Source organism: Erythrobacter sp. 3-20A1M (genome assembly GCF_018636735.1).
Lineage (GTDB): Bacteria > Pseudomonadota > Alphaproteobacteria > Sphingomonadales > Sphingomonadaceae > Alteriqipengyuania.
Genome location: NZ_CP045200.1, coordinates 910,815 through 926,737, shown reverse-complemented (window position 1 = coordinate 926,737; position 15,923 = coordinate 910,815). Strand labels below are relative to the sequence as shown.

13 protein-coding genes and 1 pseudogene are annotated in these 15,923 nt (G+C 67.6%); 6 read left to right on the top strand and 8 right to left on the bottom strand.

Translation table 11 applies throughout. From position 1 onward, the window contains the following. The first annotated feature begins 51 nt into the window (after window positions 1-51). Window positions 52-1,515: a glycerol kinase gene (locus tag F7D01_RS04570; RefSeq protein ID WP_215229665.1), complete on the top strand. Its 1,464-nt coding sequence runs from the start codon at window positions 52-54 to the stop codon at window positions 1,513-1,515. A gap of 4 nt (window positions 1,516-1,519) precedes the next feature. Here the strand turns inward: F7D01_RS04570 and F7D01_RS04565 are convergent, their stop codons facing one another. Then, window positions 1,520-1,978 (bottom strand): DUF1465 family protein, encoded by a 459-nt coding sequence (locus F7D01_RS04565; protein ID WP_215229046.1) that lies wholly within the window; start codon window positions 1,976-1,978, stop codon window positions 1,520-1,522. A 109-nt stretch (window positions 1,979-2,087) separates the two neighbouring features. Beyond that, complete coding sequence (locus tag F7D01_RS04560; protein ID WP_215229045.1) at window positions 2,088-2,288, bottom strand: YdcH family protein; 201 nt, start codon at window positions 2,286-2,288, stop codon at window positions 2,088-2,090. 168 nt (window positions 2,289-2,456) lie between these two features. On the opposite strand from F7D01_RS04560, the gene F7D01_RS04555 reads away from it, so the two are divergent. The 5 genes from F7D01_RS04555 to tilS all read left to right on the top strand — a co-directional run bounded on the left by F7D01_RS04555 (window position 2,457) and on the right by tilS (window position 8,059). Continuing rightward, complete coding sequence (locus F7D01_RS04555; protein WP_215229044.1) at window positions 2,457-2,612, top strand: YdcH family protein; 156 nt, start codon at window positions 2,457-2,459, stop codon at window positions 2,610-2,612. Window positions 2,613-2,676: 64 nt separating this feature from the next. After that, on the top strand, window positions 2,677-4,947 hold the full coding sequence (gene ptsP, locus F7D01_RS04550) for a phosphoenolpyruvate--protein phosphotransferase (RefSeq protein WP_215229043.1): 2,271 nt from the start codon (window positions 2,677-2,679) through the stop codon (window positions 4,945-4,947). Between the two features lie 92 nt (window positions 4,948-5,039). Then, window positions 5,040-5,942, top strand: coding sequence for a helix-turn-helix domain-containing protein (locus tag F7D01_RS04545; protein ID WP_215229042.1), 903 nt, complete (start codon window positions 5,040-5,042; stop codon window positions 5,940-5,942). 193 nt (window positions 5,943-6,135) lie between these two features. After that, the gene (locus F7D01_RS04540; protein ID WP_215229041.1) at window positions 6,136-7,086 is read left to right on the top strand and encodes a tol-pal system YbgF family protein; all 951 of its coding nucleotides are present in this window, start codon (window positions 6,136-6,138) and stop codon (window positions 7,084-7,086) included. Between the two features lie 52 nt (window positions 7,087-7,138). Next, entirely contained in the window at window positions 7,139-8,059 is a 921-nt protein-coding gene (gene tilS / locus F7D01_RS04535) for a tRNA lysidine(34) synthetase TilS (RefSeq protein WP_251567064.1), read from the top strand. 1 nt (window position 8,060) lies between these two features. On the opposite strand, the gene F7D01_RS04530 is transcribed toward tilS, so the two are convergent. From F7D01_RS04530 to zwf, 6 genes and pseudogenes are all read right to left on the bottom strand, one after another. Continuing rightward, window positions 8,061-8,267 carry a L,D-transpeptidase gene (locus F7D01_RS04530; protein ID WP_215229040.1) on the bottom strand — a complete coding sequence of 69 codons (207 nt, stop codon included), beginning with the start codon at window positions 8,265-8,267 and terminating at the stop codon, window positions 8,061-8,063. After that, a pseudogene (locus tag F7D01_RS04525) lies at window positions 8,233-10,988 on the bottom strand (phosphoenolpyruvate carboxylase). The gene F7D01_RS04530 and the pseudogene F7D01_RS04525 overlap by 35 nt, the downstream one beginning before the upstream one ends. Then, window positions 10,985-11,578 carry a bifunctional 4-hydroxy-2-oxoglutarate aldolase/2-dehydro-3-deoxy-phosphogluconate aldolase gene (gene eda, locus F7D01_RS04520; protein ID WP_251567193.1) on the bottom strand — a complete coding sequence of 198 codons (594 nt, stop codon included), beginning with the start codon at window positions 11,576-11,578 and terminating at the stop codon, window positions 10,985-10,987. Before eda ends, F7D01_RS04525 begins: the two are co-directional and overlap by 4 nt. Window positions 11,579-11,595: 17 nt before the next feature. Further along, window positions 11,596-12,570, bottom strand: a complete 975-nt coding sequence (gene glk / locus F7D01_RS04515) for a glucokinase (protein WP_215229038.1) — start codon at window positions 12,568-12,570, stop codon at window positions 11,596-11,598. Continuing rightward, window positions 12,567-14,387, bottom strand: a complete 1,821-nt coding sequence (edd, locus tag F7D01_RS04510) for a phosphogluconate dehydratase (RefSeq protein ID WP_215229037.1) — start codon at window positions 14,385-14,387, stop codon at window positions 12,567-12,569. The genes glk and edd overlap by 4 nt, the downstream gene beginning before the upstream one ends. Window positions 14,388-14,393: 6 nt before the next feature. After that, window positions 14,394-15,833, bottom strand: a complete 1,440-nt coding sequence (gene zwf / locus F7D01_RS04505) for a glucose-6-phosphate dehydrogenase (RefSeq protein ID WP_215229036.1) — start codon at window positions 15,831-15,833, stop codon at window positions 14,394-14,396. Window positions 15,834-15,923: the final 90 nt, after the last annotated feature.

Genomic DNA, 15,923 nt, shown 5'->3' with positions numbered 1-15,923 from the left:
ATGGGGACCGGGCTGGCGCATGTCACGCCGCGCCGGGAAGCGGAGAGGGCGATGGGCGATACGATACTGGTGCTGGATGCGGGCACGACCTCGACCCGCGCGATGCTGTTCGGGCTGGACGGCACGGTGGAGCGGCTCGCCCAGGCGGAGCTGACGCAGCATTATCCAAGGCCCGGCTGGGTCGAGCACGACGCGAACGAGATCTGGGACAAGACGCTGGCCTGCGCGCGCGAAGTGGTGGGCGAGGATGCCGCGCGGATCGCCTGCATCGGCATCACCAACCAGCGCGAGACGGTGGTGGCCTGGGATCGCGACACGCTGGAGCCGCTCGCCCGCGCGATCGTGTGGCAGGACCGGCGGACCGCCGATCTTTGTGCGCGGCTTAAGGAGCAGGACCACGAGCCGGAGGTACAGCGCAGGACCGGCCTGCTGCTCGACCCCTATTTCTCGGCGACCAAGATGCGCTGGATGCTAGATAACGACGAGACCGTGCGCGGCGCGGCGGAGCGTGGGGCGCTCGCCTTCGGCACGGTCGAAAGCTGGCTGGTCGCGAAGCTGACCGGGGGCGAACATGTGTCCGACGCCAGCAATGCCAGCCGCACGCTGCTGCTGCCGCTGGACGAAGTTCAATTCGCACCCAACCTGTCGGACCTGTTCGAAATTCCGCTCGCCACCCTTCCCCGAGTGGTGGATACGCACGGGGACCTGGCCGAAGCGCAGCTGGCGCTGTTCGGGCGGGCCATCCCGATCACCGGCATGCTCGGCGACCAGCAGGCTGCGACGGTGGGGCAGGGGTGCCTGTCGCCAGGCGAAACGAAGGCGACCTACGGTACCGGTGCTTTCATCCTGACCAATCAGGGCGACACCCCGCCGACCTCGGACCATCGCTTGCTCGGCACGGTGCTGACCCAGCGCGACGGGCAGCGTCGCTACGCACTTGAAGGATCGGTGTTCGTCGCCGGCAGCCTGATCCAGTGGCTGCGCGATACGCTCGGCCTGATCGAGAGTGCGGCCGAAACCGAAGAGCTGGCGCGCTCGATTAGCGATTCGGGCGAGGTGGTGGTGGTCCCGGCGCTCAGCGGGCTGGGTGCGCCGCACTGGCGGGCCGATGCGCGTGGCAGCATCACCGGGCTCAGTTTTGCCAGCGGTAGGGCACAGATCGCACGTGCCGCGCTGGAATCGATGGCGCATCAGACGCACGACCTTGCCGAGGCCTTCGCCGCCGACGGGCGGCGATGGGCGGGCCTGAAGATCGATGGCGGGATGAGCGCAAACGGCTGGATGGCGCAGGACCTCGCCGATATCCTAGGGCTGGAAGTCGAACGACCCGATTTCATCGAAACGACCGCGCTGGGTGCCGCCATGGCCGCGGCGGTGGGGGCGGGGCTGCATCCCGATCTGCCCGCGGCGGCAGATGCGATGCGCGGCGGCGTGCGCCGGTTCTCCCCCGCGATGGATGCGGGTGTGCGCGAAGAGCGGCTGACGCGCTGGCACCGCGCGCTGGCCGGTATCTAGCGCGTCAGAAGCTTCCCAGTGCCTCGTGCAGACGCTCGCGCAAGCGCGCGACCGCTTCGGGGCGCGATTGCAGGGCGCGCTGCCACTGCCCGTCGATCCGGGACACCCGCCCATGCAATTGTTCGGTATGCGCGATGAGCTCGCAGGTGGTGGGCGATAGCAGGCGCAAATGCCGTGCCTCGCTGGGTCGGTTGGTCGGCAGACGCCCGGCGCGTCGCAATTCGACCTCGCCCATGCGCCCCGACAGATAGGCGCGCTGGTTCATCAGCCACGCCAGCAGATGCATGATGCGGGTCGTCGTCTTCAGCCCTTCGGTCGATAAGGCGATCCGCATCGGGTCGCTTTCGCGGCCCGGGGGGACCGGCATCAGGTCGAAGGTGGCCCGTACCTCGTCCGCCAGGACCAATGCTTCGCTGTAGAGCGATTCGACGATAGCGACGTTGATGTCGGAAGGGGCAGGCATGTCCATCGCGATAGGCGCGGGCGGTGATGGTGCCTAGCCGCAACGCAGCGGTTTCCCGGGCGGGGACAGGTCGCAGAAATCGAAGGTCTTTTTCGCCTGCCTTGGCGGTCTAGGCGATGATGTCGGGGATCAATTCGTCCTCGATCGCGGCGATCTGATCGCGCAGGGCGAGCTTGCGCTTCTTGAGCCGGGCAATCTGCAATTGGTCGCCGCCGCCGCCCGTTTCCGTCAGCGCCGCGATGGCGGCATCCATGTCGCGATGTTCCACCCTCAGGTGCTCAAGGCGCTTGCGAAGTTCCGCTTCGGTCATCGCATCTTGCCCCCGATCACGCCGTCATCGTCTCGTCCCGCGCCAGCACTGGCCCATCGCTATCGGCCTGGCAAGGACTTCGCAGGCTTTGCCAAATATGGTCATATCACCGAGTCGGATCGGTGCTCTCGCGCGCCCTTCCGACCAACGGCCAAAAGGAGAAAGCACATGAATGCATCGCATGTCAGCGCCCTCAAATCCAAGCATGCGGGTATCGAAGCCGCCATCGCGCAGGAAATGACCCGGCCCGCGCCCGACGATGCGATGCTCCAGCGCCTGAAGCGCGAGAAATTGCGCCTGAAGGAGGAGCTCGGCACCTGCTGAGCGCACCCGCGCACGGCATTCACCGTATTTCCCAATTGCCGCGCGATAGGCTAGGCGGTTCGGTATGAGCGCCGCCGCCGCCGCCCGTCAGATCCTGACCCACCTGCACGAGGTAATGGCCTCGCGTCTTCACGCGCAGGGCAAGCTTGACCGCGTGGTGGAGATCGTGGGCGAAGCGCTCGATAGCGAAGTGTGCTCGATCTACCTCCTGCGCGAAGGGATGCTGGAGCTGTTCGCGACCCGCGGGCTGAAGCAGGAGGCGGTGCACGTCACCCGCATGGCACTGGGCGAGGGGCTGACCGGCACCATTGCCCAGAATGTGGAGACGCTGAACCTGGCCGAGGCGAAGGCGCACCCCGATTTCCAGTACCGGCCCGAAACGGGGGAGGAGAAGTTCCACTCCTTCGCCGGCGTTCCGATCGTCTATCGCGAACGCGCGGTGGGCGCGCTCAACGTGCAGCACCTCGATCCACGGCGGTACGAGGATGTCGAGATCGAGGCGTTGCAGACCACCGCGATGGTCCTGTCCGAACTGATCGCCAACACAGGTCTGATCGACGAGGAGGAGGCGCTCGGCCTGACCAGGGCGAGCACCGAACCCGCCAAGATGGAGGGGCTGCCGCTGGTGAAGGGGCTGGCGAGCGGCGTCGCGGTCTATCATCAGCCGCGCGTCACCATCGACCAGGTCGTCGCCGAGGACGTGGAGGTGGAGCGGCAGCGGGTCTATCGCGCGTTCGACCGGATGCGCGACCAGATCGATACCATGGCGCAGCAGGCCGAATTCGGCGCCGGGGGCGAGCACGAGGAGGTGCTCCAGACCTACAAGATGTTCGCCTATGACGAAGGGTGGTCGCGGCGCATCAACGAGGCGATCGATTCCGGGCTGACGGCGGAAGCGGCGATCGAGCGGGTGCAGCAGCGCACCCGGATGCGGATGCGCGAGATCGACGATCCGCTGCTGGCCGACCGGATGCACGATCTGGAGGACCTGTCGAACCGGCTGCTGCGGATCGTCTCGGGCCAGATCGGCACCGCGGCGAGCAAGGGGTTGCCGCGCGACACGATCCTGATCGCGAAGAACCTGGGTCCGGCCGAACTGCTCGAATACGACCGGCGCAAGCTCAAGGGCGTGATCCTGGAGGAAGGCTCGCTCACCGCGCATGTGGTGATCGTCGCGCGGGCGATGGCGGTGCCGGTGCTGGGCCGCGTGCGGGGCCTTCGCGGCATGGTCCGCGAAGGTGACGAGGTGCTGCTGGATGCAGATGCGGGCACGGCAACCGCGCGGCCGGCGCAGACCATGTTGCAGGCGTTCGAGGCGCGTTTCGCCCAGACGAAGAAACGCCTCGCCAGCTATGCCGAACTGCGCGACGTGGAGCCGTTCACGCGGGACGGAACGCGCATCCAGGTGATGATGAATGCGGGGCTGCGCGACGACATCTCGTCGCTCAACCTCGTCGGTGCGGACGGCATCGGCCTCTTCCGGACCGAGTTCCAGTTCCTCGTTTCCGCGACCCTGCCCCAGCGCGAGCGGCAGACTAGGCTCTATCGCGACGTGATGGACGCCGCCGGGAGCAAGCCGGTGGTGTTCCGCACGGTCGATATCGGGGGAGACAAGGCGGTGCCCTATCTCGCCTCCGAGTATGCCGAGCAGGACGAGAACCCGGCCATGGGCTGGCGCGCGCTGCGCTTGGCGATGGAGCGTAAGGGATTGCTGAAGGCGCAGGCCCGCGCCCTGCTGGAGGCCGCCGGTGGCCGCCCCCTCAATGTCATGTTCCCGATGGTGGCGGAGCCGTGGGAATTCGATGCGGCGAAGGCGGTGTTCGACGAACAGCTCGATTACATGCGCGACCGCAAGAAGATGCTGCCAGAAACCATCCGCTATGGCGTGATGTTGGAGGTGCCGGCACTCGCCGAAGTGCTGGACCTGATGATCCCGCGCATCTCCTTCATGTCGATCGGCACCAACGACCTGACCCAGTTCCTGTTCGCCGCCGATCGCGCCAATCCCAAGCTGGCGGAGCGTTACGACTGGCTCAGCCCGGCGATCCTGCGGTTCCTGCGCCGCCTCGTGCGCGGGACGCAGGGCCAGCCGATCGACCTCGGCGTATGCGGCGAGATGGGTGGCCGGCGGCTGGAGGCGCTGGCGCTGCTGGGCGTCGGCATCCGCCGCCTGTCGATCACCCCCAGCTCGGTCGGCCCGATCAAGGAACTGGTGCGCCAGGTCGACCTGGCCGAGATCGAGGCCGCGATGGACGAATGGCTGGTGCGCCCGCCCGGCTGCTTGCGCGAAGCAATAGCCGACTGGGCGCAGGCGAAGGGTATCGACACGCAATAGCGCACACCAGGCGCGGGTGCCGCCTTGACAGGCACCCCCCGGCGCTAGGAAGAGGGGGGAGTAGGGGCCGGACACATGAGCGATTGGGACTGATGCAAGCAGAAGAACGGACCGCCGACGAACCGGTCGCGGAAGGCGCGGAGGGTATCGATGCGCCGGCGGAAGGCGCATCGCCGACGATCCGGGTCGGCGATCGGCTGAAGGCAGCGCGCGAGGAGCGGGGGCTGACACTGGACCAGGTGGCGGACGAAACCAAGGTGCCGCGCCGCCATCTGCAATCGATCGAGGCGAACGATTTCGCCAGCCTTCCTGCCCGAACCTACGCGCTGGGATTTTCCCGCAACTACGCACGGGCTGTGGGGCTGGACGAGGACGAAACGGCGGAAGGCGTGCGCCGCGAGCTCGAGGATGGGGAGGTCGAACGGGCCTATCGCCGCGAGACCAAGTTCGAACCGGGCGACCCGGCGCGCGTCCCCTCGCGCGGGCTCGTGTTCCTCTCCATCGTGGCGCTCGTGCTGCTGATCGTGGGCGGTTACACCTTTTACCGCACCTTCTTTGCGCCGGGCACCGGGCCGGGATCGATCATCGATCGGCCTGAATCGAGCTCAGCCCCACGCCAGGCTGCCGCAGCTCCGCGCGCGTCACAGGCGGCCCCCGCCGCGCCGACCGGACCGGTCGTGTTCACCGCGCTGATGGACGATACCTGGGTGAAATTCTACGATGGCGACGGCAACCAGCTGATGCAGAAACAGATGGCGAAGGGCGAAAGCTACACCGTCCCCGCCGATGCGAAGGACCCGCAGGTCTGGACCGGACGGCCCTACGCGCTGGCGATCACCGTGGGCGGCAAGCCGGTGCCCAAGCTGTCGGAGAAGGACGAGATCGTGAAGGACGTGTCGGTCACGCCGCAGGCGCTGACCGACCGCGCGAACGCCACGCCCGTACCCAGCCCATCCGCGCCTTCGGCGTCGGCGCCGGCCACCTCGCCGACCTGAACCACCGACGAACCCGGCGGCACGGGCGTGTCGTCGCGATTTTCCCCCGCCGCAGCTCGGGCCTCCCTCGACACGCGGCAGGCAAGGGATAGTATCGCGAGCCGGCGTTCAGACGCGGTTCGGACCGGCGGAACCAGGGTGCAGGAATATCAATCGGGACCGCGCGGATGCGGTCCGCAGGGAGCTTACGAGAATGATCAGACGCCATCGCAATATCCTGTGGGGGGCGGCGCTTGCCGTGCTCACGCTGCAGGCGGTGCCCGCCGCGGCGCAGGACGCGGATGCCGAAGTGCGGCTGCGCAAGCTGGAGGCGGAAGTGCGCGCCTTGCAGCGCACGGTCTTTCCCGGCGGCGACAGCCGTTATTTCGAGCCTGAGATCACCGGCGCGCCGCGCACCGGGGCGCAGCCTTCCACCACTTCCACCACGGCGGTGACGGACGTGCTGGCGCGCCTCGATGCAATGGAAAGCAGCCTGCAGCGCCTTACCGCGCAAGTGGAGCAGAACGCCAACAATCTGTCCGAACTCGATACCCGCCTGTCCGCGATCGAGACCACGGGCACCGCCGCGGCGGCGGCGGCGCAGGGGAATTCCACCCCCGCAACGACGGTCGGCACGCCGGCGAACCGGCCCCCGACCACTGCCGCCACGACGTCGAGCCCGCCCGCAAGTTCCACGCCCGCACCGACGCCTTCGGGTCCCACCGCCCAACGTCTGGCGGCGGTGCAGCAAATCATGAAGCCGCAGACCGACGATGCGGGCGACGACGAATATTCCTACGGCTTCCGCCTTTGGGACGCCGGTTTCTTTCCCGAGGCGGAGCAGCAGCTGACCCTGTTCGTCGACAAGTATCCCAGCCACTGGCGCACCACCTATGGCCGCAATCTGCTCGGGCGGGCCTATCTCGACGATGGCAAGCCGCGCGAGGCGGCGGCGTGGTTCATCAAGAACTACCAGGCCGACCGCGCAGCGGCGCGCGCGCCCGATAGCCTGCTCTATCTCGCGGTGTCGATGATCGCACTGGACGACACCAACCGCGCCTGCATAGCGCTGTCGGAATTCAGCGAGACCTATCCCTCGATCGCGGCGGGCCGCTTGCAGAGCGAGTACGAGGCGAACCGCAAGAAGGTCACCTGCAAAAATTGACACCGCGCCTGCCCCCGCGCTGATCGAGCGCTTTCGCGGCGATCTCGCCGCCGTGGGGTTTGCGGGCCGCAGGCTGGGGCTGGCGGTATCGGGCGGGCCGGACAGCCTCGCCCTGCTGCTGCTGGCCCATGCCGCGATGCCCGGCATGGTGGAAGCGGCGACCGTCGATCACGGCTTGCGGCCCGAAAGCGCGGACGAGGCGGCGATGGTCGCGCACCTGTGCGCATCCCTCGGCGTGCCGCACAGAACGCTGCGCGTGGAAGTGGGCGCGGGTAATATGCACCAGCGGGCGCGTGCGGCGCGCTATGCCGCGCTGGGTCGGTGGCTGGCGGAGCGCGAAGTGGCGGGCCTCGCCACGGCCCACCATGCCGACGATCAGGCGGAAACGCTGCTGATGCGGCTCAACCGGGGCAGCGGGCTGGCGGGGCTGGCTGGAGTCCGCCCGCGCGGTCGGCTGAGCTTCGCCGAGCCGCAACCGCTCGATTGCGAGGTCTTTCGCCCACTACTCGGCTGGCGGCGCGAGGAGCTGGAGGCGGTTGTCGCGGCGGCGGAGATAGAGCCGGTGCGCGATCCTTCGAACGAGGATAGCCGCTTCGAGCGCGCGCGGGTGCGTGCCTTTCTCGCCGGACAGGACTGGCTCGATCCGCTGGCAGTGGCCGAAAGCGCCCGCCATCTGGCAGACGCGGAAGAGGCCATCGCGTATGTCGCGAAAGGCACGTTCGACAGCGGCGTGGAGAAGGCTGGAGACGGCTACGTGTTTCGCTACGGCCATCCCCGATTGATCGAGATCGAGGTGGTCGCTCTGATCCTCACTGCGCTGGGGACGGGGGGAGTGCCGCGTTCCGAGATCGCGCGGATGATCGAGCGTTTGCACAATGGCGACAACGCGTCGCTCGGGGGCGTGCTGGCGCGCCGGGAGCCCGATGTCGATAGCTGGCGGTTCGAGGCCGAGCCACCTCGTCGTTCGGGCTGAACTAGAGGATTTTCTCGCCCATCCCGAGCTGCTTGCCGCGAGTGATGACGACCTTGTCGCCCTTTTCGGTCGCGGCGAAGAGCTCGGCCGCGAACCCATCCGGCACGCCCACGCAGCCATGACTGGCATAGCCATTGGTAACCTCGCCTCCGCCATGTCGGTCGGGGAGGGAGCTAGCCGTGCGCGCCGAAGACCTGCGCGATCGCACCGCCGATCCGCAGCGACAGATCGTAGGCGCGCTCGATCGGATCGATATATTCGCGCCCGATCTGGCCATAGCCGTCGGTATCGCGATCCGGAAAATCGCTCGCCTCGTCGAGGTCGAAATCGCCGATCTGCGGGAAGCTGGTCGGGAAGGCACGCCGCATCTGCGCCAGCGCATCGTCGATCCGCAGGGTGAAGACCATTTCCAGCACGTCGTCGCGGCTGATGTCGTTCGCCCGGCTGAAGCTGGGAAGCGCCACCGCCTTCAGGAACATGTGCTGCAACAGGGTCAGCCGCAGCGATTGCAGCACCCCGATGAAGCGCCGCGTCTCTTCGCGTCCCGGCGGCGCCGTTTCCTCCGGCAAAAGATCGAGCAGGCGATGGAATTTGAGCGCGTCGATGCGCAACCGGCTCGCAAGGCGGCGGAACACGCCGTTGCGGTCGTCCTTGGTCAGGTAATCGGCCAGCGCCTGGCATGCATCGGCGATGCTTTCCTCCGTCCCGCGATAGGTCCGGCTGGCCCAGTAGGCGGAGTTGAAAAGTTCGCCGAAGGCGGCGACCGTCTTGATGCTGGCAAGCGCGTTGGACGACCGCGCAAGGCTCATCAGCTGGCGACCGCGCGCGCTCGAATCGAGCAGTTGCGCGATTTCCTCCACATTGCCGTCCGCCGCGCTGCCGATCCCCGCGATGATGTTCACGGGGTAACCCAGTTGCTGCAGGATCGCGTTGTGCGGGATCGCGCGGATCTGCCGCAGGCTCATCTCGCGTTCCGCCGACAGGTCCGACTGGCGGCGCGCGACGCGGCTGCCGGTGGTGTTGAGCAGGCCGAGCCCGAAGGCGGTCACCGCGCGGGCGTAGGTCCGACTCTCCAGATGTTCGTGCTGATGCGTGCGGATCGCGCGGTAGAAATCGAGGCTGAGATCGGTGCGCGTGTAGAACGGATCGGGCTCTTCGCCCCCGGCAGGCGGGCGGTAGGCGGCAATCTGCTCCAGCGTGGCGCGCGCCAGCGTGGGGGTCTCGAACAGCAGGTAGCCGTCGCCGCCCTGGAAGCTGGCCTCCGGCTCCAGCCGGATGCGTCCGCGCGCGAAACGACCGCGTGCCCATGGCGACATCGGCCATTCGAGCCGGTCGGCGAAGCTGGCCGGATGCGCCCCGCGGCCCATCCCCTCGCCATGCGTGTTGAAGACCAGCGCGGCGACATCAGTCAGCGCGTTGGCGCGCAGGCATCGGCCATGCGGCCTTGCAGGCGCTCGATCGAGAGCCCGGCGGGAATCTGGCCGACGAAGCGACCCGCGTCGGAAAAACCGGTCTGTATGCAGATGCGCCCACGGGTGCGGGCGTATTTCTGGAATTCGCTTTCCTGCAGCAGCGCGTCGAGCAGGCGGCCACCATGCTCCAGCGCGTTCTCGGTTTCGAACAGGGGCGAGACGTCGACCTTGTCGGAGATGCCGAACAGCTTCGCGAAATAGAGCGCAGCCATGACCGTGCTCGGTTCCTCGCATTCGGCCACCAACATGCGGATCGGCTGATCCGCGTCGATATGGTGGAGGATCTGCGCCATGGCGAGGAACTGGCGGATCGCGGTGCTCGCCTCGATCGCCAGGGCGCCGAAATTGGATCGCAGCGGCTCGATATCGGCGATCATCCGGCGCAGCACCTTCATCGCGCCCTGGCTGCCGATGTCGAGATCCTCGCCGCCCTCGATCCGGCGGCGGATCGCGTTGTGGAGCTGCTTCGCATTCACGCGGAAATGGATCCAGCCCATGCCGAGCCCGTCGGCCCGCATCGCGGCGGCGAGGGTCAGCAGCTCGGTCGCCCGTGCTTCGGTCGCGCTGCCCGCTTCGGCCTCGAGCGAAGCGATGACGGGTTCGAGGCTCAGCAGCTTGTGCGGATCGTTGCGCGTCAGGCGATTGGCCGCTTCCGAAAGGTCGCCCGGCGCGGACAGGTCCTGCGCGAAGTCGTCGGCGCGCGCGGCGGCATAGTCCTGCGCCGGACGCAGCGTGTCGAGCAGTTCGTGTTCGGCATCGATCGCCGCCAGCTGGTCGCAATAGCGCTGCAACCGCATGGCCTTTTCCTTCAGCCGGAAGCCGATCGAATCGTGCCAACGGATGTCGGTCCGCCCGTCCATGTCGTAGCCCACCCAAGTGGCGAAGCGGAACGGTAGCGGCTTCAGCTCGCGCCACCGCTCGGGGAAACGGTCTGCGGCATCGCGCAGGATGCGGGTCACGATCGTATCGCGTGCGTCCTGCGCATGACCTATCGCGCGCATGGCGCGCTCGTGTTCGTAAGGGAGGGTGATCGCCGGGCGATCCTTCACCTTCACGCACACCTCGTCCCCAACCGGCGTTTCTTCGCCCGCGGCCGCCGCGAGCGCGGCAGACTGATCCGGCGTCATCAGGAAGGTCGGGTGGGCGGTGAACACCGCGTGCAGGCGCGGGTGCTCCCATTCCTCGCGCAGCGATCCGAAATCGGCCGGCTCGGGCAGGGCGGACGCCCCGCCTTCGTTCAGGCCCAGCAGATCGCGAACGTGGTCGCCGCGCCTCGTCAGCGCCTCCTGCTCCAGCGAGCAGACCATGTGCTCGATCGTGTCGAGGTCGATCTCGCCTGCTTCCAGTTCGCGCGACAGATCGAGCGCGAGCTGGAAGACGGGATTGAACATGGGCGTTTCAGCCGTGCGCTTGTGCAGTTCCTGCAGGCGCTCGCTGAGATCTTGCGGTGTGTTCATCGGTTCAATTCCTTTGCGGCCCTTGCGCTGGCGGCGATGGCGGCATGATCGGGCGCGCCGCGCGGGGCGACCCAGCTGCCGCCGACGCACAGCACCGGATCGAAGGCGAGCCAGTCGGGGGCGTTTTGTTCGGTAATGCCACCGGTCGGGCAGAACCGGCATTGGTGGAAGGGTGCGGCTAGCGCTTTCAACGCAGGCAGGCCGCCCGCCGCCTCCGCCGGGAAGAACTTGAAATGGGTCAGGCCCAGGTCGAGCCCGCGCATGATGTCGGCAGCGGTGGCGATGCCGGGCAGGAACGGCACGTCCGCCCGCTCCGCCGCCTTCGCCAGCGGTTCGGTAAGGCCGGGGGAGACGATGAACTCGCTTCCCGCCTCGACGGCGGCATCCAGCTGCTCGCCATTGCACACTGTGCCGGCCCCGACGATCGCCCCGTCGACTTGCTTCATCGCGCGGATGGCGTCGAGCGCGGCGGGCGTGCGCAGCGTCACTTCGAGCACGGGCAGCCCGCCTTCGACCAGCGCCTCCGCCAGCGGTACGGCATGGTCGAGATCGTCGATCACGATCACCGGGATGACCGGCGCGGTTTGCATGATGGTTGCGATCTGGGTCACGGATGCTGCCTCGCGAATGCTGCCGCGGCGCCGAACAGGCCGGGCTGGGGATGGGTGATGAGTTTTACGGGGATGCCCGACATAAGGCCTTCGAAACGGCCCTTGGCGATGAACCGCTGGGCGAAGCCGGAGGCGGGCAGCATCTCGCGCAGGCGATAGCCGAGCCCGCCGGCGATCACGACGCCGGCGAAGCCGCCCTGCGCCAGCGCGATGTCACCCGCCACGCTGCCGAGCGACAGGCAGAAGCGATCGACCGCCGCGGCGGCAAGCGGGTCCGATCCGTCAAGGCCCGCCGTCCAGATAGCGACGTCCTCCAGATCGGGAACGGGGCGCTTCTCCATGGCGGCGAGCGCCTGGTAGATGTCGACGATGCCGGGGCCGGATACCACCCGCTCCACCGATACGCGCCGGTGGCGCCGCCGCAGCCGCGCAAGCAGGGCATCCTCGATCGGGTCGAGCGGCGCGAATTCGATATGCCCGCCCTCGGTTGCCTGGACGCGGTAATCGTCGCCTGCGCGCCAGAGATGCGCCACGCCCAGGCCGGTTCCGGGGCCCAGGACGCTGATCGTCCCTTCGTTCGCCAGCGGCTGGTCCGGGCCGGCGAGATGTTCGAACTGTTCGTGCGGCGCGCGGGCCACGGCATAGGCCACCGCTTCGAAATCGTTGACGATGGTGAAGCGGTCGCAGCCCAGCTTGCTACCGATCAGCGCAGGGCGGATGACCCAAGGGTTGTTGGTGAAGCGGATGACCTCGCCCCCAACCGGCCCGGCGATCGCGATGGCGACGTTGCCGGGCAACGATCCGCCCTGCCGCTCGCGATAATCCTGCCACGCCGTCTGGAAGCTGGCGTGATCGTCGGTATGCAGCGTGGTCGGTTCGCGCAGAGAGATCGTACCGTCGTCTGCGACGCTCGCGAGGGCGAAGCGCGCATGGGTGCCGCCGATATCGACGGTGACGAGCTCGATGCTCATAGCCCCGCCGCCGCCAGCACCGGGCTCGCGCCCTGTTCCGCGCCGTCGGCGTTCTGGCGGAACATCGCGAACAGCTCGCGCCCGACGCCCCAGTCAGGTGCGGGAGCGGGGGCAGGATCGCGGCTGGTGAGATCGGCATCGGTCGACAGCGTGCCGGTGTCGGCGCACAGCTTCACCATGTCGCCGTCACGCAGATAGGCGAGCGGACCGAAGCTCCCGTCGTCCGCCTCCAGCGCCTCTGGCGTGACGTGGATCGCGCACGGCACCTTGCCGCTGGCACCCGACATGCGCCCGTCGGTGACCAGCGCGACGCGGTAGCCGCGATCCTGCAGTACCCCCAGCGGCGGAGTCAGCTTGTGCAGTTCGGGCATGCCGTTGGCGCGCGGGCCCTGGAACCGCACGACGACGATCACGTCGCGGTCGAGCTCGCCCGCCTTGAACGCCTCGGCCACCTCGTGCTGGTCGGCGAACACGCGGCACGGCGCCTCGATCGTCCAGCGTTCCTTCTCGACCGCACTGGTCTTGAAGCAGGCGCGGCCCAGATTGCCCTCCACCAGCCGCATCCCGCCATCGGATTGGAACGGGTTACTGGCCGGGCGCAGCATGGTGTCGTCGCCCGACGGGCCGGTCGCGCGGTGGGTCAGCTCGTCGCCGTCGAGCCCGGGTTCGAGCGCGTAGGCCGACAAGTCCCCGTCCCAGATCGTGGCAATGTCGCGGTGGGCGAGGCCCGCGTCGAGCAGTTCGCCGATCACGTAGCCCATTCCGCCCGCATCGTGGAACGCGTTCACGTCGCCCGAACCGTTGGGATAGACGCGCGCCAGCAAGGGCACGACATGGCTGAGCTCGGCCAGATCGGTCCAGTCGATCGAAATGCCCGCCGCGCGGGCCATCGCCGGGATGTGGATCGCGTGGTTGGTCGATCCGCCCGTGGCGAGCAGGCCCACCGCCGCGTTGACGATCGCTTTTTCGTTCACGCACCGCGCGAGACTGCGCTCGGTATCGCCCGCCAGCGCGGCGAGCCGGTGCACCGCCGCCCGGTCCAGCGCCTGACGCAGCTTGGTGCCCGGCTGGACGAAGGCTGCACCCGGCACGTGCAGGCCCATCATCTCCATCATCATCTGGTTGGAATTTGCCGTGCCGTAGAAGGTGCAGGTGCCGGGCGAATGATAGCTCCGGCTCTCGCTTTCGAGCAGCTCGTCGCGGCCCACCTTGCCCTCGGCATAAAGCTGGCGCACGCGCTGCTTTTCCTTGTTGGGAATGCCGCTGGGCATCGGGCCGCTGGGTACGAAGATGCCCGGCAGATGGCCGAACCGCAGCGCGCCCATCAGCAGACCCGGCACGATCTTGTCGCAAATACCGAGCAGGAACATCCCGTCGTACATCGCGTGGCTCATTGCGACGCCGGTGGCGAGCGCGATGGTGTCGCGGCTGAACAGCGAAAGCTCCATGCCGTCCTGCCCCTGCGTCACACCGTCGCACATCGCGGGCGTTCCACCAGCGACCTGCGTGGTGGCCCCAACCTCGCGCGCGTAGATCTTCATGCGCTCCGGATATCGGCCATAGGGCTGATGCGCGGACAGCATGTCGTTATAGGCGGTAACGATGGCCAGATTGACCGCGCCGCCCGCCTTCAGCCGTTCCTGATCCTCCAGCGCCCCGGCATAGGCGTGGGCGAGATTGGAGCAGGACACATGCGCACGGTCCGGCGCGCGGTCGCGCTCGCGGTCCATCAGCTCCAGATAGCGGTCGCGCCCTGGCCTGGAGCGCTCGATGATCCGCTGGGTCACGGCATGGACGGTGTCGTGTAGTTTGCTCATGACCGGTTACTCATGCCAAGTTACTCCGTCGCGTTCGGCGAGCGCGATCGCGGCGCTGGGACCCCAGCTGCCTGCGGTGTATTCCTTCGGCTCGCTGCCTTCCTCGGCCCAGCGTGCGCGGATCGCGTCGATCCATTCCCATTGCGCCTCCACCTCGTCGCGCCGCACGAACAGCGTCTGGTCGCCTTCGATCAGGTCGAGCAGCAATCGCTCATAGGCGATCCGGCGATGCGGACCCTTGAAGGCATCGGGCAGGCTGATGTCTAGCGGTACGGAGCGCAGGCGAATGCCCTCGCGGTCGAGCCCGGGCATCTTCGCCATGAGCGCCAGATGCACGTTCTCCCGCGGCTGGATACCGATCACCAGCCGGTTGGGCTGCGTCTTCGCGCCGCGCCCGTCGAAGATCGAATAGGGGATCTGGCGGAACTGGACCACGATCTCGGTAATGCGCTTGGGCAATCGCTTGCCGGTGCGCAGGTAGAAGGGCACCCCCTTCCAGCGCCAGTTGTCGACATGCGCCTTGATCGCGACGAAGGTTTCGGTGTCGCTGTCCTTGCCCAGCTCGTCGTCGTAACCCGGCACCGCTTCGCCGCCGACCGCGCCCGCGCGGTACTGCCCGGTCACCGTCTCGCCATCGGCCACCCGGCGCAGGGCACGCAGCACCTTCACCTTTTCATCACGGATGGCGGTAGCGTCGAAGCTGGTGGGCGGTTCCATGCACACGAGCGCGAGGAGTTGCAGCATGTGGTTCTGTACCATGTCGCGCAGCGCGCCGCTGTCGTCGTAATAGGCGACGCGCGATTCCAGCCCGACCGTCTCCCCGACGGTGATCTGGACATGGTCGATGTAGTTGGAATTCCAGATCGGCTCGAACAGGATGTTCGCGAAGCGCAGGGCGAGCAGGTTCTGGACCGTCTCCTTGCCCAGATAGTGGTCGATCCGGTAGATTCGGTCCTCGCTGAAGGCGCTGGCGACCGCGTCGTTGATCTCGCGGCTGCTTACCAGGTCGACGCCGAGCGGCTTCTCCAGCCCGATCCGCACGTCTCCGGTGGTAAGCCCTGCATGCTTCAGCCCGGCGATCGTCGGTTCGAACAGGCTGGGCGCGGTGGAGAGGAAGATCGCCAAGCCGTTGCCGGTGCGCCCGGCCTTCTCGGCCAGCTCCTCGTACCCCTCCAGCGTGGTAGCATCGAGCGGCTGGTAGCTGAGGCGGTTGAGGAAATCCGCCATCCCGCCGCGCCGGTCGGCGGGCAGGTATTTCTCCAGCGCCTTGCGCGCGAAATCGCGAAAGCCCGCATCGTCCATTTCGGACCGTGCGGTGCCGATGATCTTCAGATCCGGATGGATCAGTTCGTCGGCGTCAAGCGCGCAAAGCGAAGGCAGCAGCATCCGCTGCGCCAGATCGCCGGTCGCGCCGAACAGGATCAGCCGGTCTGCGGTAAAGCTCATGCGCGCGCTAAATCCCCCGTCGAACAATCGTGGTGCGATGCAGCAAAGCTATCATCCGATGGCCCGCACCACCACCCGATGCGCGCCGGA